Consider the following 21,270-nt stretch of genomic DNA (forward strand, 5'->3'; position numbering starts at 1 on the left):
GGGACGCCGGCGCCGGGCGGGCTCACGTCGCGCGGCGCGGGCGACATCGGCGGCCACCCCGACCGGCGGACGGCGCAGCGGGCGGCGGAGGGCGACGCGCGCGCCCTGCGGGCGGCGTTCGAGGACGGCGCGCCCGTCCCGGCACCGGTGTGGACGCGGTTGACGGCCGGCGCCGACGATCCCGACTACACCGCGCGGCTGTACGAGCGGCTGGGCCCGGCGGGCGCCGCCCGGCTGCTGGCGGGCGCGGCGGGCGACGAGGCGCGGCTGCGGGCGATCCGGGAGTCGCTGGGCATGGCGAGCAACGAGATCCGCATGGACGTCGGGTGGCTGCGGGCGTTCCTGGCCGAGGCCGGTCGCGCGGACGTCCGTCCGGTGGCGGTGCGGGTCATCGCGGGCGCCGACTGGAGCGCGCGCACGCGGGAGGCCGTCGGGAAGCTGGATCTGGCGACGTCGCGGCCCGCGTCATGACCGGGCGGAGCGCAGGGACGAGCGCGGCTCCGGCCGGGGCGCGCGGGGGGCCGTCCGCTCACGGGGGGCGGGCGTGAGCGCGCCGCCGCCTCCGGGGAGCCTGCCGCCGCCGATCGAGGGCGCGGCGGCCGGGGCGCTGGCGCCGACGGAGCGCCCCAACCCGGCCTACGCGCAGCTCTACCGGGCGTACGCGGACGCCTACGGGGGGATCGACCGGCTCCGGCAGGCGCTCGACGCGCCCGTGAAGACGCTCGGCGGGACGGACGCGTGGCTCGGCCCGGAGGCGCGCCGGTGGGGTTCGGCGCTCGACGCGGAGCGGGCGCGGCTGCGGCGGGCGGCCGACCGGATCCTGTGGGACGTCTACGATCGGCTGTCGGCGACCCCCCGGACCGTGGCCCGGGTCTAGGCTCGGGCGGGTGAGGGACGCGAAGCTGCGCGAGATCGACGAACGGGCCTTCCTGCGCAGACTGGACCCGCTGCTGGACGTCTACGCGGCGGCGATGGACCCGCCGCGCGAGCAGCTGCCGGGCCGGCGAACGATCATGGAGCGGCACGCGCGGTACCCCGGGTTCCGCGCGTTCGTCGCGGAGCGGCGGGGCGCGCTGGCGCGGCTGCCGGGGCCGCTCCACGGGCTCGCGTACGGGTTCCACGGGGAGCGCGGCCAGTGGTGGCACGACGTGGTGTTGGAGGCGCTCACCGCGCGGGGCGGCCCGGAGCACGCGGCGACGTGGCTGGAGGACGCCTTCGAGGTCGCGGAGCTGCACGTCCGTCCGGACGCGCAGGGGCGGGGCCTCGGCCGGGGCCTGCTGACGGCGCTGTGCGAGGGCAGGCCGGAGCGGACGGTGGTGCTGTCGACGCTGGAGGGGCGGCCGGACACCCCCGCCCGCCGGCTCTACCGGTCGGTCGGCATGGTGGACCTGCTGACCGACTTCGCGTTCCCGGGCGGCGGGCCCCGCTACGCGGTCATGGGCGGGACGCTGCCGTTGGCGACGGGCGCCGCCGCGGAACGGGCGTCGCAGTAGCCGTCGGCCTCGAGCAGCCCGTACACCTCGCGCGTCGCCGTCGACTTGTTGAACGTGATGAAGTGGACGCCCGGGGCGCCCTGGTCGAGGAGTTCGCGGCACAGTTCGGCGGCGTGCTCGATGCCGAGCCGCCGGACGGCCTCGGGGTCGTGGGCGACGGCGTCGAACCGGGCTTTGACCTCGGGCGGGAACGGCGCGCCGGACAACTGCTCGGACCGCTCGATGGTGCTCGTCTGGGTGACCGGCATGATCCCGGGGATGATCGGGACGTCGCCGCCCGCCGCGGCGACGCGGTCGCGGAGCCGGAAGTAGTCCTCGGCGCGGAAGAACATCTGGGTGATGGCGTAGTCGGCGCCGGCGCGGCACTTCTCGACGAAGTGGCGGGTGTCGCTCTCGATGTCGGGCGAGCGCGGGTGCTTGTAGGGGAACGCGGCGACGCCGACGCTGAAGTCGCCGGTGGCGCGGATGAGCCGGACGAGGTCGGCGGCGTACTCGACGCCGTCGGGGTGCTTGACCCACTCCCCCATCGGGTCGCCGGGCGGGTCGCCGCGCAGCGCGAGCATGTTGCGGACGCCCGCGGCGGCGAGCCGCCCGATGAGGTGGCGGAGCTCGGCCTGGGAGTGGTCCACCGCGGTGAAGTGGGCGACCGGGGTGAGGGTGGTGTCGGTGGCGATCCGCTCGACGATGTCGACGGTGGTGTCGCGGGTGCCGCCGCCGGCGCCGTAGGTGACGGAGACGAACGTGGGCCGCAGCGGTTCGAGTTCGCGGATCGTACGCCAGAGGGTCCGCACGCCCTTCTCGCTCTTGGGCGGGAAGAACTCGAAGGAGAAGGACCTTCCACCGGTGGCGAGCAGCTCGCGGACTGTGGGGGGCCGTTCGGGGCGCACGGATCGCATCCCACCAGCGTACAGAAGGAGCGGTCGGTAGGGCCCGGGGCCGGGCCGGTTCCGGACGGGCCGCGCGTTTACGCCCAGTTGTCACTGAATGGCGGAGATTTCCTAAGATCGGCGGACATCTCGCGCTACTGACGGGCGGTTGCATGCCTTCCCCTGGATACGATCACGACATGTCGACGAGCCGCATCCGCAAGCAGGTCGACGAGGCGCTGCTCGCGTTCGTCGACCGGCAGCGCCCGGGCCTGCTGGCCATCAGCGACGACCTGTCGCCGCTGCTCGGGGCGCTGGACGCGCTGCTGCGCGGCGGGAAGCGGCTGCGTCCGGCGTTCTGCTACTGGGGCTGGCGCGCCGCGGGCGGCGGCGCCGACGCGGGCATCGTGGACGCGGCGGCGTCCCTGGAACTGCTGCAGGCGAGCGCGCTGATCCACGACGACGTCATGGACTCCAGCGACACGCGGCGCGGGCAGCCGTCGGTGCACCGCCGGTTCGAGGCGCTGCACGGCGCGCAGGGCTGGCCGGGGGACGCGGCGGCGTTCGGGGAGGGCACCGCGATCCTGCTCGGCGACCTGTGCCTGGCCTGGTCGGCGGAGATGTTCGAGTCGTGCGGGCTGGACGGCGAGCGCAGGCGGCGCGGCCGGGCGGTGTACGACCTGATGCGCACCGAGGTCATGTGCGGCCAGTACCTCGACATGCTGGAGGGGACGCGCGGCGCGGCGACGGTCGCCACGGCCCTGCGGGTGGTCGAGTACAAGAGCGCCAAGTACACGATCGAGCGGCCGCTGCACCTGGGCGCGGCGCTGGCCGGCGCCCGTCCGGACGTCCCCGCCGCGCTGACCGCGTACGGGCTGCCGCTCGGCATCGCGTTCCAGCTCCGCGACGACGTCCTGGGCGTGTTCGGCGACCCGGCCGAGACGGGCAAGCCCGCGGGCGACGACCTGCGGGAGGGCAAGCGGACGGTGCTGGTCGCGCTGACCCTGGAGCGGGCGGACGCGGCGCAGGCGGCGGCGCTCGAACGGCGCCTCGGCGACCCGGAGCTGGACCGGCCCGGGGTGGACGAGCTGCGCTCGATCATCGAGGAGACCGGCGGGCTCGCGGCCTGCGAGGACATGATCGAGCGGTACCTCGACGAGGCCGAGCGGGCGCTGCGGGCGGCGCCGATCGCCGAGGAGGCGCGCGAGGCGCTCGCCGGGCTGGCGGTCGCGGCGACCTCCCGCCGCACCTGAACCAAGGAAATCGGGCCGATATTTGGCACGATCCGGCCAAATGACCAAAACGCTCTAGCACTGTCCCACCATTTGGTGGCAGAAATGTCGCCATGTGCGCCGACACCCCCGGAAACCGCGTTCCGCGCATCGCCCCGCTGCCGGAAGAGCAGTGGGACGACGTGCTCAAGGCCGTCACCGCCGCCACCGGCCCGCTCAACGTCTTCACGACGCTGGCCCGCCACCCGTCGCTGTTCCAGTCCTGGATCGGGCTGGGGTCGGCGCTGCTGATGAACGGCCTGCTGTCCGCCCGGGACCGGGAGCTGGCGATCCTGCGGACGGCGCACCACCGGTCCTGCGAGTACGAGCGGGCGCACCATCGCGGGCTCGCGCTGGACGCGGGGCTGACCGAGGACGAGATCGCCGCGCTCCGCCGCGACCCCGACGACCATCCCTGGTCCGACGACGACCGCATGGTGCTGGCCGCCGCGGACGAGCTGCACGAGCGCGGCACGGTGACGGACGCGACGTGGACGGAGCTGTCGACCCGCTTCGGCGAACGCGAGCTGATCGAGCTGGTGATGCTCATCGGCCACTACCACATGGTCGCCTTCGCGCTGAACGCGCTGCGCGTCCAGGGCGAGGACGCCGCGCCCGGCGCCGGGGAGGCGTGATGCCCCCGGCCGGGCGGGCACGGGCCGGACGCCTGCTGCCCGCGGCCGGCGCCCTCGCGTGCGCGCTCGCGCTCGTGATCGTCCCAGGCCGGGCGGACGGCGCGCAGGCCGCGGCGAGCCGCTGCGGCGACCCGGCCGCGCGGCCGTGGTGCGACACCTCGCTGAGCGCGGAGCGGCGGGCCGGGCTGCTGCTCGCGCGGCTCACCGACGACGAGAAGATCGCGCTGCTGGCGTCCGACGACCCGTTCGGCGGCCCGCTCGGCGGGTACTTCGACTGGGCGCACGCCGACACGGGCAACGGGATCGGGCGCCTCGGCGTCCCCCCGCTGTACATGGCCGACGGCCCGGCGGGCGTCCGGCAGGGCCGGGCGACCGCGCTGCCCGCGCCGATCGCGCTGGCCGCGACGTTCGACCGGGAGGCCGCGCGCCTGTACGGGAAGACGGTCGGGTGGGAGGCGCGGCACCGCGGCAACGACGTGATCTTCGGCCCGACCGTGGACGTGCTGCGCACGCCCCTCAACGGCCGGACGTTCGAGGGGTTCGGCGAGGACCCCTACCTGTCGGCGCGGATCGGGGCGTCCTGGATCAAGGGCGCGCAGGGGCAGGGGGTGATGGCCTCGGTGAAGCACCTGGCCGTCTACACCCAGGAGAAGGACCGCCTCGAGCTGAACATGGCCGTGGACCCGCGCACGCTCCGCGAGATCTACCTGCCGCCGTTCGAGGCCGCCGTGAAGGAGGGCGGCGCCGCCACCGTCATGTGCGGCTTCGGGAAGCTGAACGGCCGCTGGGCGTGCCACGACGGGGGCGTCCTGAACGGCGTCCTGCGGTCGGAGTGGGGCTTCGACGGGATGGTCATGTCCGACCACACCGCCGTCCACGACACCGCCGAGGCCGCCAACGGCGGGCTGGACATGGAACTGCCGATCGGCCTCCGCTACAACGCGTTCCTCCTGAAGAGGGCGCGCGCGCAGAACAAGGTCGCCCAGGCGACCATCGACGGGCACACCCGCAACGTCCTGCGGACGATGTTCGAGTTCGGCGTCTTCGACCGTCCCGCGTACCCGAACGACCTCGCCCGCGTCGACCGGACGGCGAGCGAGACCGCGGCCCGGACGATCGCCGAGAACGGCGTCACGCTGCTGAAGAACGACGGCGTCCTCCCGCTCGCCGCACCGCGGAGGATCGCGGTGATCGGGCGGGCCGCGAAGGAGAGCCAGGCCGGGTTCGGGTCGGCGAAGGTCGTCCCGTTCGCGTCGGTCGGCGCCCATGAGGGCCTGGCGCGGCGCGCCGGCGCGGGCGCCTCGGTCACCTACCGGGACGGCGACGACCGCGGCGCCGCGGCGGAGGCGGCCCGCGGCGCCGACGTCGCGATCGTGTTCGCCACCGACAGCCAGGGCGAGTTCTTCGACAAGTCGTGCCTCACCCTCGAGTGCGGCGAGCCGCTGCGCGGCGACCAGGACGGGCTGATCTCGGCGGTCGCGGCGGCGAACCCGAACACGATCGTGGTGCTGCAGACGGGCGGGCCCGTCCTCACCCCGTGGGCGGACGACGTCGCGGCGATCGTCGAGACCTGGTACCCGGGGCAGGAGGGCGGGAACGCGCTGGCCCGCGTCCTGTACGGGGACGTCGATCCGGGCGGGCGCCTGCCTGTCACGTTCCCCGCCGCGGAGGCGCACGCGCCCGCGGCCGGGAACCCCGCGCAGTACCCCGGGGCGAACAAGACCGCGACCTTCTCTGAGGGCGTCATGGTCGGCTACCGGCACTACGACGCGAAGGGGTTCACGCCCAAGTACCCGTTCGGGCACGGCTTGTCGTACACGACGTTCCGCTACGGCGGCTTGAAGGTCGGATCCAAGGAAGTGAAGGTCACGGTCACGAACACGGGGAACCGCACGGGCGTCGCCGTCCCGCAGATGTACCTCGGCCTGCCCTCGCCCGGCGTGGACGTCCCGCAGCCGCCCAAGCAGCTCAAGGGATTCACCAAGGTGACGTTGCGGCCGGGGCAGAGCAGAACCGTCGCGTTCCCGCTGAGCGCGCGCGATCTGTCCTACTGGAACGTCGAGGCGAAGCGGTGGAAGGTCGCGGACGGCTGCTACACCGTCATGGTCGGCCCCTCGTCGCGCGACATCGCCCAGCGGGGCTCGTTCGGGGCGTGCGGCTGACGAAGATCCGCGTTCCTCTGCAGGACAGGACGGGCACACGGTACAAATAAGGACCCTCCCCTTATCCGTTCCCCCCGGAGTCCCCGTGTCCCCTGCCACCCGGCGCGCCCCGGTCCCCCGCGACCTGCGGCGCCGTCCCGCGACCGCGCTCGGCCCCGGCGATCCCGACGACATCGGCGGCCGCCCCCTGCTGGGCAGGCTCGGCGAGGGCGGCCAGGGCGTCGTCTACCTCGCCGAGGACCCCGACGGCGGGCTCTGCGCCGTGAAGCTGCTGAAGGGCGGCATGGCGGCCGGGCGGCGCGCCCGCGACCGGTTCGTCAAGGAGGCCGACGCGGCGCGGCGGGTCGCCGGGCGGCACACGGCGCACGTGCTGGACGCCGACGTGACCGGCGACCGGCCCTACATCGTCAGCGAGTACGTGGACGGCCCGTCGCTGCAGGAGGTCGTGACCCAGGAGGGCCCGCTCCCGGAGCGGCGGCTGCACCGGGTCGCCCTCGGCACCGCCGCCGCGCTCGCCGCGATCCACCGCGAGGGGATCGTCCACCGCGACTTCAAGCCCGGCAACGTCCTCCTCGGCCCGGACGGCGCCAAGGTCATCGACTTCGGCATCGCGCGCATGGCGGACGCGACGCCGCTCACCACCGGACCGCTCGGCACCCCCGCCTACATGGCCCCCGAGCAGATCGAGGACGAACCCGTCGGGCCGCCCGCGGACGTCTTCGCGTGGGGCGCGGCGATCGTGTTCGCCGCCACGGGCCGTCCCCCGTTCGGCACCGGCCCGAACGCCGCGGTGATGCGCCGGGTGACGTCCCGGCCGCCGGACCTCGGCGACCTCGACGGCCCGCTGCGCGCTCTCGTGGCCCGCTGCCTCGACAAGAACCCGCAGGCGCGGCCGTCCGCACGGCAGATCGTCCGGGCGCTGCGCGAGGGCGGCGCCCCGGCTCCCCGGCCGCGCCCGACCCGCATCCCGCGCTACCGCTGGCGCATGATGATCGCGCTCGCCGTCGTCATGACGGCGGGCTTCGTCATCGGGATCCTCTAGCTCACCAGTGCGGCGGGCGCTCCTCCAGCAGGCGGGAGTCGTCGCCGGCGTCGCCGCGCCACTCGCCCCAGCCGGTGTCGGTGTCGTCGGACGTCTGGTCGGGCAGGACGTCGAACTCGTCGTCGAGGTCGACCGGCCGCTCGTCGTCGGGTCCCATGATCCCCATTGTGCGGCATGCCGCGCCCGCGCGAACCGTGCGGGCGGTCACACCGAAAGGGTCGCGCGAGACCGGTCGCACGAGACCGGTCGCACGAGACCGGTCACACCGCGGCGAGCCGCCGCGCGAACTCGGCCGCCGCGGCGCCCGGATCGTCCGCCTCGGTGATGGCCCGCACCACCACCACGCGGCGCGCCCCGGCGGCCACGACCTGGTCCAGGTTCCCGAGGTCGATGCCGCCGATCGCGAACCACGGCCGGGCGAACCGCTCCCCCGCGGTGTACTCCAGGAGCTTCGGGCCGGGCGCGGGGCGTCCGGGCTTGGTCGGCGTCGGCCACGTCGGCCCGGTGCAGAAGTAGTCCACTCCGGGCTCGGCCGCCGCGGCCGCCGCCTGCTCCTCCGCGTGCGTGGACCGGCCGATCAGCACGTCGCCCCCGACGATCTCCCGCGCGGCCGCCACCGGCAGGTCGTCCTGCCCGAGGTGCAGCACGTCCGCGCGCACCGCGTGGGCGACGTCCGCGCGGTCGTTGACGGCCAGCAGCGCGCCGTGCCGCTCGCACGCGGCCCGGAACACCTCCAGGTACGCCATCTCCTGCCGCGCCTCCAGCCCCTTCTGCCGGAGCTGCACGATGTCGACGCCGTTCGCGAGGACGGCGTCCAGGAAGCCGGGCAGGTCGCCGCGTTCCTCCCGCGCGTCCGTGCAGAGGTAGAGACGGGCGCGGTCGAGCCGGGCGCGCAGGGCCACGGCGCGGTCGGAGGGCAGGTGCCTGGACACGGTGGGGCGGACTTCCTTCCGGGGGCGTGCTGCGGGGGCCGCGCACCCGCGCGGCCCCCGATGGGCGGACGGTCAGAGTGGGACGGTCAGAATGCCAGAGCCTGGGCGCGGCGCCGCACCTCGGTCCCGCGGTTCTCGGTGAGCGCCTCGACCGGCGTCCCGGGCAGCGTGTCGTCCGCGGTGAACAGCCAGCGGACGGTCTCGACGTCGCTGTAGCCGGCGTCCGAGAGCAGGGTGAGGGTGCCGGACAGCCCCTTGATCACCTGACCCTCGTGGACGAAGGCCGCCGGGACCATCGGCTCGCCTTCGCGGCGGACCGCCAGCAGCTTGCGCTCGCTGATGAGCTGCTTGATCCGGTTCGTCTTGATGCCGAGCCGCTCGGCGGTCTCCGGGAGGGTGAGCCACTCGCCGGCGAGGGCGTCGGTCCGGGGGTCGAGTGCGCTTTCAACGGTTGCGTGCATCTGCGTCACGCCCCCTTGCTACCACGCCTTCGGAACCGCCAAACCCCCTGGACGACCACCTGTTTCGCGAGAAGTCTCCGCTACGCGCGAACGGCCTGGCGGACGGGCACGTCCGGATCGGCGAGCGCGCCGGGGTCCACGGACGCGCCGGACGCGATGGCCCGGCGCGCCTGGACGAGGTCGCGGGGCCGGTCGACGGTGAGGATCGCGTCGAGGCGGTCGCCGGTGAGCCAGGCGAGGGCCCACTTGGGGCCGTCCGGGTCGCCGCGCCGGATCATCCGCTCGGACGCCGCGTGGTTCCCGGCGTACTGGACCATGCGGCCGAACTGCTCGGACCAGAAGTACGGGGCCGCGTCGTAGACGGCGTCCTCGCCGAGGAGGGTCGCGGCGGCGACCTCGGGCGCGTTGAGGGCGGTGTCCCAGTGCTCGACCAGGAGCCGGCGCCCGTAGCGGGACGACCACCAGGCGGCGCAGTCGCCGACGGCGACGATGTCGGGGCGGGGGGTGCCGGGGGCGCCGTGCTCGGCGCCCTCGTGGCAGGTGCGGAAGGAGGCGTCGGTGACGACGCCGCGTTCCAGCAGGAGGCCGGAACCGGCGAGCCAGCCGAGGTCGGGGCGGACGCCGACGCCGACGACGACCGCGTCGGCGTCGATGCGGCCGGGCGTCCCGTCGGCGGCGAGGACGAGTCCGCGGTCGTCGACCTCGGCGACCTTCACGCCGGTGCGCAGCTCGACGCCGGCCTCGGCGTACCAGGGGGCGGTGAGGGCGCCCGCCTCGGGGCCGAGCGCGTTGGCGAGGGGCGTGTCGGCGGCCTCGACGACGGTGACCGCGCACCCCCGCTTCGCGGCGGTGGTGGCGACCTCGGCGCCGATCCAGCCCGCGCCGACGATCGCGACGCGGGCGCCCGGGACGAGCAGGCCGCGGAGTTCGCGGGCGTCCTCGATGGTGCGGACGACGTGCTGGCGGCCGCCGCCGGGGAGCGTGATCGGGGTCGCGCCGGTGGCGATGACCAGGCCGTCGAACGGCAGGTCGCCGGCCGTGGTGGCGACGACGCCGCCGCGTCCGGGCTCGGCGGGGCGCAGCGCGGTGGCGCGTTCGCCGAGGAGGAGCTCGCAGCGCAGGGCGTCCCAGTCGGCGTCGACGGTGGTGTCGTCGGACTCGCCCGCGAGGACGGCCTTCGACAGCGGCGGCCGGTCGTACGGCCGGTGCCGTTCGGCCGAGACGAGGGTGAGCCCGCCCTCGTACCCCTTCCTGCGCAGGGCCTCGACGGCGCGCACGCCGGCCAGCCCGCCACCCACGACAACAACCCTCTCCATGGCGCTCACCCTAACGGGGCGGGCGTTCCCCTGGACACCTGTCCAGGCGGTCGTGTACCTCACAGCAGTCGTAAAGTGGGGGAAGAGCACACGAAACACCCGCGGGAGTCCGGTGCGACCGGGCTGAGAGGGCGGCTGAACGGGCCGCCGACCGCCACGACCTGATCCGGATCATGCCGGCGAAGGGAGCGCGAATGAAGATCGTCGTCATCGGGGCCGGGATCGTCGGCCTCGCCGCCGCATGGCGGACGGCCGCACGCGGCGTCGCGGTGACGCTCGTCGATCCCGAGCCCGCGGGCGGCGCCACGTCCGTCGCGGCGGGAATGATCACCCCGGTCAGCGAGCTCGCCTACGGCGAGGAGCCGCTGCTGCGGCTCAACCTCGCGTCCCGCGACCGCTACGACGCGTTCGTCGCGGAACTGGAGGAGCTGACCGGGGCGCCCACCGGGTACCGCGACGACGGCCTGCTCCAGGTCGCGTTCGACTCCGACGACCTGGCCGTCCTGGACGACCTGCGCCGCTTCCAGGAGAGCCTCGGCCTCCCCGTCGAGGCGCTCACCGGGCGGGAGTGCCGCAAGCGGGAGCCGATGCTGGCGCCGGGCGTGCGGGGCGGCCTGCTCGCCCCGCGCGACGGGTCGGTGGACCCGCGCCGGCTCGCCGCGGCGCTGCTGGCGGCGTGCGAGAAGTCCGGCGTGCGGGTGGTGCGGCGGCGCGCGGCGGGCGTGGTCGTCGAGCGGGACGCGGCGGCGGGCGTCCGGCTGGAGGACGGGACGGTCCTGCGGGCCGACCGCGTCCTGCTGTCCGCGGGCCCCTGGTCGGGCGACCTCGACGGCCTGCCCGCCGGGACCGTCCCGCCCGTCCGTCCCGTCAAGGGGCAGGTGATCCGGCTGCGCACCCGCGTGCCGTTCCTGCGGCGCTGCGTGCGGGGGCTGGTGAAGGGCTCGCCGGTGTACCTGGTGCCGCGCGCGGACGACGCCGAGATCGTCCTCGGCGCCACGCAGGAGGAGCTCGGGTTCGACACGCGCGTGACGGCCGGCGGGCTGTGGGAGCTGCTGCGGGACGCCCGCGAGCTGATCCCCGGCGTCACCGAGCTGGAGTTCGCCGAGGTCACGGCCGGGCTGCGGCCCGGTTCCCCCGACAACGCCCCGGTCATGGGCGAATCGGGCGTCCCCGGGCTCGTGCTCGGCACCGGGCACTTCCGCCACGGCGTCCTGCTCGCGCCGATCTCGGCGGACGTGCTGTCCGCGGCCCTGCTCGGCGACCCGGTGCCCGAGGTCGCCCGCCCGTTCTCCCCCGATCGATTCTCCGAGGTGAAGCGATGAAGGTCATCGTCAACGGCGAGCCGCGCGAGCTGCCCGCGGGCACGACCGTGGCCGCCGCCGTCGCGGCCGTGAGCGCGGCGCCGTCCGGTGTGGCGGCCGCGCTGAACGACGAGGTCGTCCGCCGGGCGTCCTGGGAGGCGACGCCGCTGCGCGACGGCGACCGCCTGGAAGTGCTGACCGCCGTGCAGGGAGGCTGACGATGGACGAGACCGCGAGCGAGACGACGAACGAGACGACGAACGGGACGAACGACGCGCTGGTGATCGCGGGCGAGGAGTTCGGCTCGCGGCTGATCATGGGGACGGGCGGCGCGCCGAGCATGCAGGTGCTGCGGGAGGCGCTCACCGCGTCGGGGACCGAGCTGACCACGGTCGCGATGCGGCGGGTCGACCCGGCGGCGCGGGGCTCGGTGCTGGACGTGCTCGCCGGATGCGGCATCCGCGTGCTGCCCAACACCGCGGGCTGCTTCACCGCGGGCGAGGCGGTGCTGACCGCCAAGCTCGCCCGGGAGGCGCTCGGGACGAACTGGGTGAAGCTCGAAGTGATCGCGGACGAGCGCACGCTGCTGCCCGATCCGCTCGAACTGGTCGAGGCCGCGGAGCAGCTCGTCGACGACGGGTTCGTCGTGCTGCCGTACACCAACGACGACCCCGTCCTGGCGCGGCGGCTGGAGCAGGCCGGGTGCGCGGCGGTGATGCCGCTCGGCTCGCCGATCGGCTCGGGCCTCGGCATCCGCAACCCGCACAACATCGAGCTGATCGTCGAGCGGGCGGGCGTCCCGGTCATCCTGGACGCCGGGCTCGGCACGGCCAGCGACGCCGCCCTGGCCATGGAACTGGGCTGCGACGCGGTGCTGCTGGCGACGGCCGTGACCCGGGCGCAGTCCCCGGCGACGATGGCCGCCGCGATGCGGCACGCCGTGGAGGGCGGGCGGCTGGCGCGCCTGGCCGGGCGGATCCCGAAGCGCCGCTACGCGCAGGCGTCGTCGCCCTTCGAGGGCCTCGCCTCGACGTAGCGGCCCTTAACCGAGCCATCAAGAATTATTCGCTGGACCTGAACAGTGGACCGCTCCCAGACTGGGGGCGGTCCGTTGAGGTCCGGCGCGACCGCGCGCCGAACTTCGGGGTTCATCGAAACGATCCGAACCTAAGGTGCGCTTCATGGAACAGGACAACTCCCCTACGGCCGCGGTCAAGGGCGTCGACAAGCGCGCGATCGCCGCGGCCACCGTGACGGTCGTCCTGTGGGCCTCGGCGTTCGTCTCCATCCGCAGCGCGGGCGAGGCGTACGACCCGGGCGCGCTCGCGCTCGGCCGGCTGCTGTCCGGGACGGTCGTGCTCGGCGCCCTCTGGCTCGTCCGCCGCGAGGGCCTCCCGCCGCGCGGCGCGTGGCCCGGGATCGCCGCCGCGGGCGTCCTGTGGTTCGGCGTCTACATGGTCGCGCTGAACTGGGGCGAGCAGCTCGTGGACGCCGGCACCGCGGCCCTCGTCGTCAACATCGGGCCCATCCTGATCGCGCTCCTCGGCGGCTGGCTGCTCAAGGAGGGCTTCTCCTCCCGCCTGCTCGCGGGCCTGGCCGTGGCGTTCGCCGGCGCCGCCGTCGTCGGGCTGTCGATGTCCGGCGAGAAGGGGTCGCCGCTGCTCGGCGTCCTGCTGTGCGTCGTCGCGGCCGTCACCTACGCGGGCGGGGTGGTCAGCCAGAAGCCCGCGCTGCGGCACGCGTCCGCGCTCCAGTTCACCACGTTCGCGTGCGCGATCGGCGCCGTCGCGACGCTGCCGTTCGCGGGACAGCTCGCGTCGCAGGCCGCGGACGCCCCGGCGGGCGCGACCCTCAACATGATCTACCTCGGCGTCTTCCCGACCGCGCTCGCCTTCACCACGTGGGGGTACGCGCTGGCGCGGACGTCCGCCGGGAAGATGGGCGCGACGACCTACGCCGTCCCCGCGATCGTCGTCCTGATGTCGTGGGCGTTCCTCGACGAGGTCCCCGGGGCGGTCACGCTGCTCGGCGGCGTGCTGTGCCTGGCCGGCGTCGCCGTGTCCCGCAGCACACCGCGCGGGGACCGGCGGCGCGGCCCGAAGACCACCGCGGCCCCCGCCGCGACGGACGTCCCGGCCGCCGCGCCGGCCGCGTCACCCTCCGCGCTCGACCATGCTCATACTCGCGACTGATGAGTTCCATGGAGAACCCGCCGTACACTCGCAACGATGGACACGACGGTCGCAGATCCACTCGTCGGGCAGCTGCTCGACGGGCGCTACCGCATTGAGTCCCGCATCGCGCGCGGCGGCATGGCCACGGTCTACCTCGCGCGCGACAGCAGGCTCGACCGCGTCGTCGCGGTCAAGGTGATGCACGCCGGCCTCGCCGCCGACGAGGACTTCGTCGGCCGCTTCATCGGCGAGGCCAAGGCCGCCGCCGCGCTGTCGCACCCCAATGTCGTCGCCGTGTACGACCAGGGCACCGACGGCGAGCGCGGCTACCTCGTGATGGAGTACGTCGCCGGCCGGACGCTGCGCGACGAGCTCGCCGCCCGGGGCCGGTTCGGGCCGCGCGCCGCGCTGGAGATCATGCAGCCGGTGCTGGCCGCCCTCGGCGCCGCGCACCGCGCCGGGCTCGTGCACCGCGACGTCAAGCCGGAGAACGTCCTCATCACCGAGGACGGCCAGGTCAAGGTGGCCGACTTCGGCCTCGCGCGGGCCGAGTCAGCGAGCCGGATGACCCGGACCGGCGTGATCATCGGCACCGTCGGGTACCTCGCGCCCGAGCAGGTCACGTCCGGCAGCGCCGACGTGCGCTCGGACGTCTACGCCGCCGGGATCATGCTGTTCGAGCTGCTCACCGGGCGGCTCCCGCACGAGGGCGACACCCCGCTCGCCGTCGCGTACAAGCACGTCAACGAGACCGTGCCGCCCCCGTCGGAGCTCGTCCCCGGGCTGCCGCACCGCGTCGACGCGCTCGTCACGGACGCGACGAGCCGCGCGCCCGAGCACCGCCCGCAGGACGCGAACGCGTACCTCGCCGAGGTCGCCGAGGCGCACGGCGGGCTGCCGCCGGACATCGACGCCCGGCTCGAGGAGGCGTCCCGCACCGCGACGGCCGTCCTGGAGGCGCCCGCGCCCGCCGACGCCACCCGCGTGGAAGGCGACCCCGGCGGCGCCCCGCCCGGCGCCCCGCCCGGCGCCCCGCCCGGCGCCCCGCCCGGCGATGGGCGCACGGCCGTGCTCCCGCCCGTGCCGCAGACCTCGCCCGTCCGCTTCCCGGAGGACGTGCGGGGGCACACCGCCGTCCTCGATCCGGCCGCCGACCCGGCGGGCCCGCCGCCGCGCTCCCGCGGCGACCGCGTCATCGGGGCGCTCACCGGCCGGTACGTGCTCGTCGCGATCGGCGCGATCGCCGCCGTCATCCTCGGGTGGGCCGTCTGGTACCAGACGTCCGGGCAGTACGAGCACGTCCCGGCGGACATCGTCGGGATGAAGGTGGCGGACGCCCGCGGCGCGCTCGCCGACGCGGGGATCGACGTCCGCGTCGCCGAACCCGTCTACCACGACCGGATCCGCAAGGGACTGGTCGCGAAGTCCGACCCGGGAGCGGGAGCCCGCGTCGGGCAGGGCGAGACCGTCACGCTGACGCCGTCCAAGGGGCTCACCCCCCGCAAGATCCCGGACGTCGAGGGCAAGACGCTCGACGAGGCGAAGAAGATCCTCGCCGACGACGGGTTCCGGGTCGGCGGGACGAGCACCCGCGAGTCGCAGACCGTCCCCAAGGACCGCGTCATCGGCACCGACCCCGCCGCCGGGAGGGAACTGTCCCCGGACGAGCCGGTCTCGGTCGTGCTCAGCAGCGGCATGTCGATGCCCGGCCTCGTCGGCGCGGACGGCGAGACCGCCGCGAACCGGCTCCGCTCGATGGGCCTGAACGTGACCGTCCAGGAGAAGCGCGTCGAGGGCGAGGAGCCCGGGACGGTCGTCGGCCAGACCCCCGCCGAGGGCACCGGCGTGTCCCGCGGCGACGACGTCACGCTCGTCGTCAACGAGCGCCGCTGCATCATCGACGCCGGGCCGATCCGGATCGGCTGCGAGAGCGGCGAGGGCGCCGAGAAGATCCCGGTGCCGGACGTCACGAACCGCAACGTCGACGACGCCACCGAGATCCTGGAGGACTCCGGGTTCGAGGTGAACGTGACGGGCTGGGGCGGGAACACCGTCCGGTTCCAGTCGCCGGGCGGGGGCGGCACCGCCGCCCGCGGTTCCACGGTCACGATCGTCCGGGGGCCCTGACCGGCGGATAGGCTGGAGCCCATCATGACCTCTCCGCACAGCCCCGTCGGGGCCCACGTCCCGGTCGCCGGCGGGCTCGCCACCGGCGGCCTGAAGTACGCCGCCGAGATCGGCGCCGAGGCGATCCAGGTGTTCGTCTCCAACCCGCGCGGGTGGGCGCTCCCCGCCGGCAGGCCCGCCGAGGACGCCCGGCTCCGCGCACGCGACGACGTGCCCGTCTACGTGCACGCCCCGTATCTGGTGAACTTCGGCTCCCCGAGCGAGGAGACCCTCGGCAAGTCGATCGCGACGGTCCGGCACTCGCTCGAGCGCGGGCGCGCGATCGGCGCGCGGGGCGTCGTCGTCCACACCGGCTCCGCCGTCAGCCAGTCCTACGACGCCGCGATGGAGCAGGTCCGCGAGCACGTCCTCCCCCTGCTGGAGGAGATCCCGGACGACGGGCCGCGGCTGCTGCTGGAGCCCATGGCGGGGCAGGGCAAGATGCTGTGCGCGAAGGTCCAGGACCTCGGCCCGTTCTTCGAGAAGCTGGAGCACCACCCGAAGCTGGGCGTGTGCTTCGACACCTGCCACGCGTTCGCCGCCGGGCACGACCTGGCCGCGCCGGGCGGCGTCAAGGAGACGATCGACGCGCTGGTCGAGACGGTCGGCGCGGGACGGCTCGACCTGGTCCACGCCAACGACTCCAAGGACGCGTGCGGCTCCGCGAAGGACCGGCACGAGAACATCGGCGCCGGGCGGATCGGCGAGGCCGCCTTCGCGGCCCTGTTCGGCCACCCGGCCGTCGCCGGCGTCCCGTTCATCATCGAGACCCCCGGCCGCGACCCCGGCCCGCACGGCCGCGACATCGCGACGCTGAAGCGCCTGCGGGGCGACTGACCTCGCCGGGCCCGGTGCGTGCCCGAGCGCGCAAAAAGAGCTCGGGTGCCGATGAACAACCCCCCGACTGTCCACCGGCACCCGAGCCACAGGCCGTCGGGTCCCACCCCCCCGGTACGGGACCCGGCGACTCACGATCCGGCGTCGACTGGCGCCCGCCGGATCTCCGGGTGTGCTGTTGTGGGAGGTTCCGCGGCCGGCGGACGTCCGTCCCCCGTGCCGCCCGCCCCTCCGGAGGCGGGTGTTGCTCGTGGTGCCACTGAGAACACTAGGCCTGTGATGCCGCAGATCGGCACCCTGGAAACACCCGCCCGCGATGAACGGTCCGTAGTCATAGATGTGCGTAGCGTAGTCGCGCGGCGAACGGTCGGTTTCGCGCGACGAACGGGCGGCGCGCACGTCCGGCCGTGTCAGCGGCGGGCGGACGCGCCGTCCGGCAGGTGCAGCCGGGCCATCGCGCGGTCCGCGCCGCGCGGGACGCGGCGGCGGGTCAGCAGCGACACCGCGACCATCACGGCCGCCGCCGCGGGCGCCCCCGCCACGGCGGGCACGGCGCCCCGCCCGTCCAGGTGCGCCGCGCCCGCGACGACCGCGAGGCAGCAGCCGCACACCAGGCCCGCGACCGCGCCGGGGGCGGTCAGCCCCCGCCACCAGATCCCCAGCAGCAGCAGCGGGCACAGCGTGGACGCGGACACGGCGAGCGCGAGGGCCACGAGTCCCGCCGCCGTGTGCGGGCCGAACCGCGGCATGACGGCCAGCGGCGCGGCGAGCACGACGACCGCGCCCGCGCGGGACACGGCCGTCCCGCGCCGCCGGGCGTACTGCGCGACCGTCCCGCCGACGGCGGCGCCGATCCCGCACGATGCGGTGACGAACGCCGCGAGCGCGCCCGCCGCGAGCAGCCCCGTGAGCAGCGCCCCCGCCGTCCCCGGAACCGTCCGGCGCGGCAGCAGCAGGAGATCCGCGCCGGCCCCGGTTCCCGGCGTCCCCGCCCCGTACCGGTGCCCGAACGCCCCGTACAGGACGGCGGCCACCGAGGTCAGCCCCACGAGGACCGTGCCGTACGCCGCCGTCCTGCGCGCCGCGCCGCCCCCGCCGCTCGTGTAGAAGTGCAGCAGGATCTGGGGCAGCCCGACCGTGCCGAGCGCGACGCACAGGACCAGCGCGTACGTCCCGGCGATCCCCGGTTCGCCGCCCGCCGCGGGCGCGCCCCGGACGTCCGGCGCGGCGTGCGCGTGCCACAGGACGGCCACCGCGAGGGCGGGGACGATCAGCGCCGCGAGCTTCGCCCAGAAGTGGACGGCCTGGAACGCGGTGATGCTGCGTACCCCGCCGGACACCACGAGGACCGACGCCGCGACGACCCCGATCGTCCAGCCCGTCCAGTGCGGCCCGCCGGTCAGCACGTGCAGCGCCGTGCCCGCACCGTGGAACTGCGGCAGCAGGCAGCACCAGCCCACCAGGCAGACGCAGCCGGTGGCGGCGTGCCGGGCGCCCCGCGAACCGAGCCGCCACTCGGCGAAGTCGGCGACGCTGTACGCGCCGGACCGGCGCAGCGGCGCCGCGACGAACGCCGTCAGCAGGACGCATCCGGCGGCCGCGCCCACGGGCAGCCACAGCACGCCCGTCCCGTTGGCGAGGACGAGCCCGGCGGCGCCGAGGTACATCGCGGCGCACAGGTGCTCGCCGCCGACCGCGGCGGCGCGGCGCCACGGCGGCACCTCCCGCGCGGCGTCCGCCAGGCCGGGAACGGACCGGGCCGGTACCCGGCGCGCGCCGAGTCCCGCCGCGAGCAGCACGGCCAGTGCGGCGAGCACGGCCGCCAGGGCCGTCGCGCTCACCGGCGATCGACCGCCCGGCCCCCACGCCCCCACCCGAACCACTCCGCGCGTTCGGGGCGCTCTGCGTGGTCGGCCCCTCCACCAGCTCCCGCCCGCCCGCCGTTCTCGGCCCCCTCTGCGCGTTCGGAGCCTCCGCCGCGTTCGGGGCGCTCCGCACGTTCGGGGCGCTCTGCGTGGTCGGCGCGGTGGGCGTGCCGGAGGGCGGCGGCCGCGAGGAGCGCGGGGACGGCGAGGGCGATGGGGCCGCGGAGAAGCGGGAGGACGGCCAGCGCCGCCGCGACGATCGCGCCGGTGCGGAGCGCGATCGCGAGCTGGGCGCGGACGGCGTCCCGGCCGGTATGGGAGGGATCGGGATCGGACGGGTCGGAATCGGACGGGTCGGGAACGTCCGCGGGCGGCGCGGCCGCCGTATGGTGCGGGTCGGCGTCGACCGGCGCCTCAACCACGGCGGCCGTCCCCGTCGCAGTCGCCGCGCTGCTCGTGGTGGAACCGGCGGACGAGCAGGTCGCGGACCTCGCGGGTGTGGCGGCGGCTCACCGGGAGCAGTTCGTCGCCGATCTGGACGGCGGCGCGGCCGCCGTCGAAGCGGAGCTCGGTGATGTGCGCCGACGCCACGAGGGTGCTGCGGTGGATCCGGATGAACCCGGCGCCCTCCCACCGCTTGGTCAGCGCCGACAGCGGCATCCGGACCAGGTACCCCCCGTCGGGAGTGTGCAGGCGGACGTAGTCGCCCTGGGCCTCCACGTGCGTGACGGAGCGGCGGGACACCAGGCGGGTGCGGCCGCCGAGCTCGACCGGGATCATCTCGTCCTCGGGGTCGGCGCGGCCGTCCTCGCCGGGCGGGCCGGACCGGCGGGCCGCGGCCTCGACGCGCCGGACGGCCTCCGCGAGCCGCTCGGGCCGGACGGGCTTGAGCAGGTAGTCGAGGGCGCCGAGCTCGTAGGCGGTGATGGCGCAGTCGTCGTGCGCGGTGACGAACACGACGTGCGGGGGCGCGGCGAAGCCGGTCAGCAGGCGGGTGAAGTCCAGCCCGTCGAGGCCGGGCATCCGGATGTCGAGGAACACGGCGTCCAGACGCTCCCCCTCGACGAGCATCCGGCTCAGGTCGCGCAGCGCCGACGAGGCGTCTCCCGCGCCGGTGACCCGCTCGATCCGCGGGTCCCTCCGGAGCAGATGGGTCAGCTCCTCCAAGGCGGGGCGTTCATCGTCGACGGCCAGAACGCGAAGCATGATGGCGACTTTGCCGCGATTACCGACCGTCCGCAATCGATTCCGAAAAGTGAGTGCCCCTCCGGCGTGAGATTTTCAGTCCGGGAACACTCCCGGACGGTACTTGGGGACGCGCAGTTCGACCCTGGTCCCGGCACCGAGCGCCGTCCGCACCGTGAGCCCGTACTCCTCCCCGTAGACCTGCCGCATCCGCGCGTCGACGTTCGCCAGCCCGATCCCGGTGCCGCCGCGCCGGGACCGGCCGCCCGAGACGCTCCCCCACCCGGTCGGGCCCGGGCCGCCGACGGGCGCGGCGAGGATCTCCTGCAGGCGTTCGGGGTCCATGCCGACGCCGTCGTCCTCGATGCTGATGGCCGCCTCGGGCCCGGAGTCGCGCGCCGTGATCGAGATGTGGAAGGCCTCGCGGGCGTCGGCCATCCCGTGCCGGACGGCGTTCTCCACGAGCGGCTGCAGCGCCAGGAACGGCACCGCGACCGGCAGCACCTCCGGCGCGATCTCCACCTGGAAGCGCAGCCGGTCCCCGAACCGGGCGCGTTCCAGGAGCAGGTAGCGGTCGATGGAGCGCAGCTCGTCGGCGAGGGTGGTGAAGTCGCGCGCGTTGCGGAACGAGTAGCGCGCGAAGTCGGCGAAGTCGAGCAGCAGCTCGCGGGCCCGCTCCGGGTCGGTGCGGACGAACGAGGCGATCGTGGTCAGCGAGTTGTAGACGAAGTGCGGGGAGATCTGCGCGCGCAGCGCCCGCATCTCGGCCTCGGCGGCCCGCTGCCGCGCGGTCTCCAGCTCCGCGAGGCGGAGCTGCCCGGCGACCAGCCGGGCGGTCTCGCCGACGGCGCGGACCCGGGCGGCGGACGGCCGGTGCCAGTACGCGACGAGCGCCGCCTCGACGCCCCGCCCGGCGGGCGATCCGGGGGCGGCGGGCTCCCGGACGGCGAGCGGCGCGATCATCGCCGTCCGGAGCGGGCAGCCGTCGTCGGCGCAGGCGAGCCGGTCGGCGCCGATCACCTGGGGACGGCCCGAGGCCAGCACCGGCAGCGCGAGGTCGACCGCGTCCCGGGCGTGGGGGCCGCGGCCCGCGCCGTCCCAGGCCAGCAGCAGCGCCGCGCCGCCGCCGTCCGCACCGCCGTCCACGGCGTCGCCCGTACCGCCGTCCACGGCGTCGCCCGCGGTGTCGTCCACGGCGTCGTGCTCCTCGATCGCGGCGCGGAGCGCGACGAGCGCGACGGGCTCGGCGGCCAGCAGCGCCCGCAGAGGCCGGACGGACCGGCGTGCGGCGTCGCCGCTCAGCCCGGTGCGCAGCGCCGGCGACGCCAGGGCGATCGCGTGCAGCGCGGCGAACGCCGCCCGCTCGTCCGGCTCGGCGGGGGCCCGGCCGCGGAACGGGAGCCGGCGGCGCAGCGCGCACGCTCCCACGGCGGCGCCGGCGGCCATGGTGCACGCCACGGCGTCCAGAACGGACGGTAGGACCATGACGACTTACGGTAACGGCTGTCGTCCGCGTGGGTCGGTGTGTTGGCCATTTACGAAGGTCTCGGATGGGCCACGCCGC

Annotated in this window: 22 protein-coding genes and 1 riboswitch; of the genes, 13 read left to right on the forward strand and 9 right to left on the reverse strand. The window is 75.4% G+C overall.

Annotated features, from left to right (window positions below; all coding sequences use genetic code 11):
- From ACFQ11_RS19920 to ACFQ11_RS19930, 3 genes are all read left to right on the forward strand, one after another.
- Positions 1-471 (forward strand): hypothetical protein (locus ACFQ11_RS19920; protein WP_378300704.1); only part of this gene is annotated, 471 nt, incomplete at its 5' end.
- A 73-nt stretch (positions 472-544) separates the two neighbouring features.
- Entirely contained in the window at positions 545-877 is a 333-nt protein-coding gene (locus ACFQ11_RS19925; RefSeq protein ID WP_378300706.1) for a hypothetical protein, read from the forward strand.
- A gap of 10 nt (positions 878-887) precedes the next feature.
- The gene (locus tag ACFQ11_RS19930) at positions 888-1,493 is read left to right on the forward strand and encodes a GNAT family N-acetyltransferase (protein WP_378300708.1); all 606 of its coding nucleotides are present in this window, start codon (positions 888-890) and stop codon (positions 1,491-1,493) included.
- Here ACFQ11_RS19930 and metF read toward each other — a convergent pair.
- The gene (gene metF, locus ACFQ11_RS19935; protein WP_378300710.1) at positions 1,427-2,389 is read right to left on the reverse strand and encodes a methylenetetrahydrofolate reductase [NAD(P)H]; all 963 of its coding nucleotides are present in this window, start codon (positions 2,387-2,389) and stop codon (positions 1,427-1,429) included. The two genes, ACFQ11_RS19930 and metF, sit on opposite strands and share 67 nt — an antisense overlap.
- Positions 2,390-2,559: 170 nt before the next feature.
- Here metF and ACFQ11_RS19940 point away from each other — a divergent pair, with 170 nt between their 5' ends.
- The 4 genes from ACFQ11_RS19940 (at position 2,560) to ACFQ11_RS19955 (ending at position 7,469) form a co-directional block, all read left to right on the forward strand.
- Positions 2,560-3,612: a polyprenyl synthetase family protein gene (locus tag ACFQ11_RS19940; RefSeq protein WP_378300711.1), complete on the forward strand. Its 1,053-nt coding sequence runs from the start codon at positions 2,560-2,562 to the stop codon at positions 3,610-3,612.
- Positions 3,613-3,704: 92 nt separating this feature from the next.
- Positions 3,705-4,265 carry a carboxymuconolactone decarboxylase family protein gene (locus tag ACFQ11_RS19945; protein ID WP_378300713.1) on the forward strand — a complete coding sequence of 187 codons (561 nt, stop codon included), beginning with the start codon at positions 3,705-3,707 and terminating at the stop codon, positions 4,263-4,265.
- Positions 4,265-6,427, forward strand: a complete 2,163-nt coding sequence (locus ACFQ11_RS19950; protein ID WP_378300715.1) for a glycoside hydrolase family 3 C-terminal domain-containing protein — start codon at positions 4,265-4,267, stop codon at positions 6,425-6,427. Before ACFQ11_RS19945 ends, ACFQ11_RS19950 begins: the two co-directional genes overlap by 1 nt.
- An 85-nt stretch (positions 6,428-6,512) precedes the next feature.
- A complete protein-coding gene (locus ACFQ11_RS19955; protein ID WP_378300717.1) occupies positions 6,513-7,469 on the forward strand; it encodes a serine/threonine-protein kinase in 957 nt (318 codons plus the stop codon).
- Between the two features lies 1 nt (position 7,470).
- On the opposite strand, the gene ACFQ11_RS19960 is transcribed toward ACFQ11_RS19955, so the two are convergent.
- From ACFQ11_RS19960 to ACFQ11_RS19975, 4 genes are all read right to left on the reverse strand, one after another.
- Complete coding sequence (locus tag ACFQ11_RS19960; RefSeq protein WP_378300719.1) at positions 7,471-7,626, reverse strand: hypothetical protein; 156 nt, start codon at positions 7,624-7,626, stop codon at positions 7,471-7,473.
- 103 nt (positions 7,627-7,729) lie between these two features.
- Positions 7,730-8,401 (reverse strand): thiamine phosphate synthase, encoded by a 672-nt coding sequence (gene thiE, locus ACFQ11_RS19965; RefSeq protein WP_378300721.1) that lies wholly within the window; start codon positions 8,399-8,401, stop codon positions 7,730-7,732.
- 86 nt (positions 8,402-8,487) lie between these two features.
- Positions 8,488-8,862, reverse strand: coding sequence for an Rv2175c family DNA-binding protein (locus ACFQ11_RS19970; RefSeq protein WP_378300812.1), 375 nt, complete (start codon positions 8,860-8,862; stop codon positions 8,488-8,490).
- 80 nt (positions 8,863-8,942) lie between these two features.
- A complete protein-coding gene (locus ACFQ11_RS19975; protein ID WP_378300723.1) occupies positions 8,943-10,178 on the reverse strand; it encodes an NAD(P)/FAD-dependent oxidoreductase in 1,236 nt (411 codons plus the stop codon).
- A gap of 91 nt (positions 10,179-10,269) precedes the next feature.
- A riboswitch (TPP riboswitch) is annotated at positions 10,270-10,383 on the forward strand.
- Here ACFQ11_RS19975 and thiO point away from each other — a divergent pair.
- The 6 genes from thiO (at position 10,373) to ACFQ11_RS20005 (ending at position 16,656) form a co-directional block, all read left to right on the forward strand.
- A complete protein-coding gene (gene thiO, locus ACFQ11_RS19980; protein WP_378300725.1) occupies positions 10,373-11,500 on the forward strand; it encodes a glycine oxidase ThiO in 1,128 nt (375 codons plus the stop codon). (Overlaps the previous riboswitch by 11 nt.)
- Complete coding sequence (gene thiS / locus ACFQ11_RS19985) at positions 11,497-11,697, forward strand: sulfur carrier protein ThiS (RefSeq protein ID WP_378300727.1); 201 nt, start codon at positions 11,497-11,499, stop codon at positions 11,695-11,697. Before thiO ends, thiS begins: the two co-directional genes overlap by 4 nt.
- Before the next feature lie 2 nt (positions 11,698-11,699).
- Positions 11,700-12,515 (forward strand): thiazole synthase, encoded by an 816-nt coding sequence (locus ACFQ11_RS19990; RefSeq protein WP_378300729.1) that lies wholly within the window; start codon positions 11,700-11,702, stop codon positions 12,513-12,515.
- 145 nt (positions 12,516-12,660) lie between these two features.
- A complete protein-coding gene (locus ACFQ11_RS19995; RefSeq protein ID WP_378300731.1) occupies positions 12,661-13,671 on the forward strand; it encodes a DMT family transporter in 1,011 nt (336 codons plus the stop codon).
- Between the two features lie 36 nt (positions 13,672-13,707).
- A complete protein-coding gene (gene pknB / locus ACFQ11_RS20000; protein WP_378300733.1) occupies positions 13,708-15,780 on the forward strand; it encodes a Stk1 family PASTA domain-containing Ser/Thr kinase in 2,073 nt (690 codons plus the stop codon).
- Between the two features lie 24 nt (positions 15,781-15,804).
- Complete coding sequence (locus ACFQ11_RS20005) at positions 15,805-16,656, forward strand: deoxyribonuclease IV (protein ID WP_378300735.1); 852 nt, start codon at positions 15,805-15,807, stop codon at positions 16,654-16,656.
- 410 nt (positions 16,657-17,066) lie between these two features.
- Here the strand turns inward: ACFQ11_RS20005 and ACFQ11_RS20010 are convergent, their stop codons facing one another.
- From ACFQ11_RS20010 to ACFQ11_RS20025, 4 genes are all read right to left on the reverse strand, one after another.
- The gene (locus ACFQ11_RS20010) at positions 17,067-18,497 is read right to left on the reverse strand and encodes a sodium:solute symporter family transporter (RefSeq protein ID WP_378300737.1); all 1,431 of its coding nucleotides are present in this window, start codon (positions 18,495-18,497) and stop codon (positions 17,067-17,069) included.
- Positions 18,494-18,943, reverse strand: a complete 450-nt coding sequence (locus ACFQ11_RS20015) for a hypothetical protein (RefSeq protein WP_378300739.1) — start codon at positions 18,941-18,943, stop codon at positions 18,494-18,496. Before ACFQ11_RS20015 ends, ACFQ11_RS20010 begins: the two co-directional genes overlap by 4 nt.
- Positions 18,936-19,727, reverse strand: a complete 792-nt coding sequence (locus ACFQ11_RS20020; RefSeq protein WP_378300740.1) for a LytR/AlgR family response regulator transcription factor — start codon at positions 19,725-19,727, stop codon at positions 18,936-18,938. The genes ACFQ11_RS20015 and ACFQ11_RS20020 overlap by 8 nt, the downstream gene beginning before the upstream one ends.
- A gap of 75 nt (positions 19,728-19,802) precedes the next feature.
- Positions 19,803-21,191: a sensor histidine kinase gene (locus tag ACFQ11_RS20025; RefSeq protein ID WP_378300742.1), complete on the reverse strand. Its 1,389-nt coding sequence runs from the start codon at positions 21,189-21,191 to the stop codon at positions 19,803-19,805.
- Positions 21,192-21,270: the final 79 nt, after the last annotated feature.

Source organism: Actinomadura sediminis (genome assembly GCF_042675525.1).
Classification (GTDB): domain Bacteria; phylum Actinomycetota; class Actinomycetes; order Streptosporangiales; family Streptosporangiaceae; genus Spirillospora; species Spirillospora sediminis.

Coding starts and splice junctions, on each gene's coding strand:
- ACFQ11_RS19975 (WP_378300723.1), bottom strand. CDS start 10,178: ATGGAGAGGGTTGTTGTCGTGGGTGGCGGGCTGGCCGGCGTGCGCGCC.
- ACFQ11_RS20020 (WP_378300740.1), bottom strand. CDS start 19,727: ATGCTTCGCGTTCTGGCCGTCGACGATGAACGCCCCGCCTTGGAGGAG.
- ACFQ11_RS19945 (WP_378300713.1), top strand. CDS start 3,705: ATGTGCGCCGACACCCCCGGAAACCGCGTTCCGCGCATCGCCCCGCTG.
- thiS (WP_378300727.1), top strand. CDS start 11,497: ATGAAGGTCATCGTCAACGGCGAGCCGCGCGAGCTGCCCGCGGGCACG.
- ACFQ11_RS20005 (WP_378300735.1), top strand. CDS start 15,805: ATGACCTCTCCGCACAGCCCCGTCGGGGCCCACGTCCCGGTCGCCGGC.
- pknB (WP_378300733.1), top strand. CDS start 13,708: ATGGACACGACGGTCGCAGATCCACTCGTCGGGCAGCTGCTCGACGGG.
- ACFQ11_RS19970 (WP_378300812.1), bottom strand. CDS start 8,862: ATGCACGCAACCGTTGAAAGCGCACTCGACCCCCGGACCGACGCCCTC.
- thiO (WP_378300725.1), top strand. CDS start 10,373: ATGAAGATCGTCGTCATCGGGGCCGGGATCGTCGGCCTCGCCGCCGCA.
- ACFQ11_RS19960 (WP_378300719.1), bottom strand. CDS start 7,626: ATGGGACCCGACGACGAGCGGCCGGTCGACCTCGACGACGAGTTCGAC.
- ACFQ11_RS19990 (WP_378300729.1), top strand. CDS start 11,700: ATGGACGAGACCGCGAGCGAGACGACGAACGAGACGACGAACGGGACG.
- ACFQ11_RS20025 (WP_378300742.1), bottom strand. CDS start 21,191: ATGGTCCTACCGTCCGTTCTGGACGCCGTGGCGTGCACCATGGCCGCC.
- ACFQ11_RS19950 (WP_378300715.1), top strand. CDS start 4,265: ATGCCCCCGGCCGGGCGGGCACGGGCCGGACGCCTGCTGCCCGCGGCC.
- metF (WP_378300710.1), bottom strand. CDS start 2,389: ATGCGATCCGTGCGCCCCGAACGGCCCCCCACAGTCCGCGAGCTGCTC.
- ACFQ11_RS19995 (WP_378300731.1), top strand. CDS start 12,661: ATGGAACAGGACAACTCCCCTACGGCCGCGGTCAAGGGCGTCGACAAG.
- ACFQ11_RS19940 (WP_378300711.1), top strand. CDS start 2,560: ATGTCGACGAGCCGCATCCGCAAGCAGGTCGACGAGGCGCTGCTCGCG.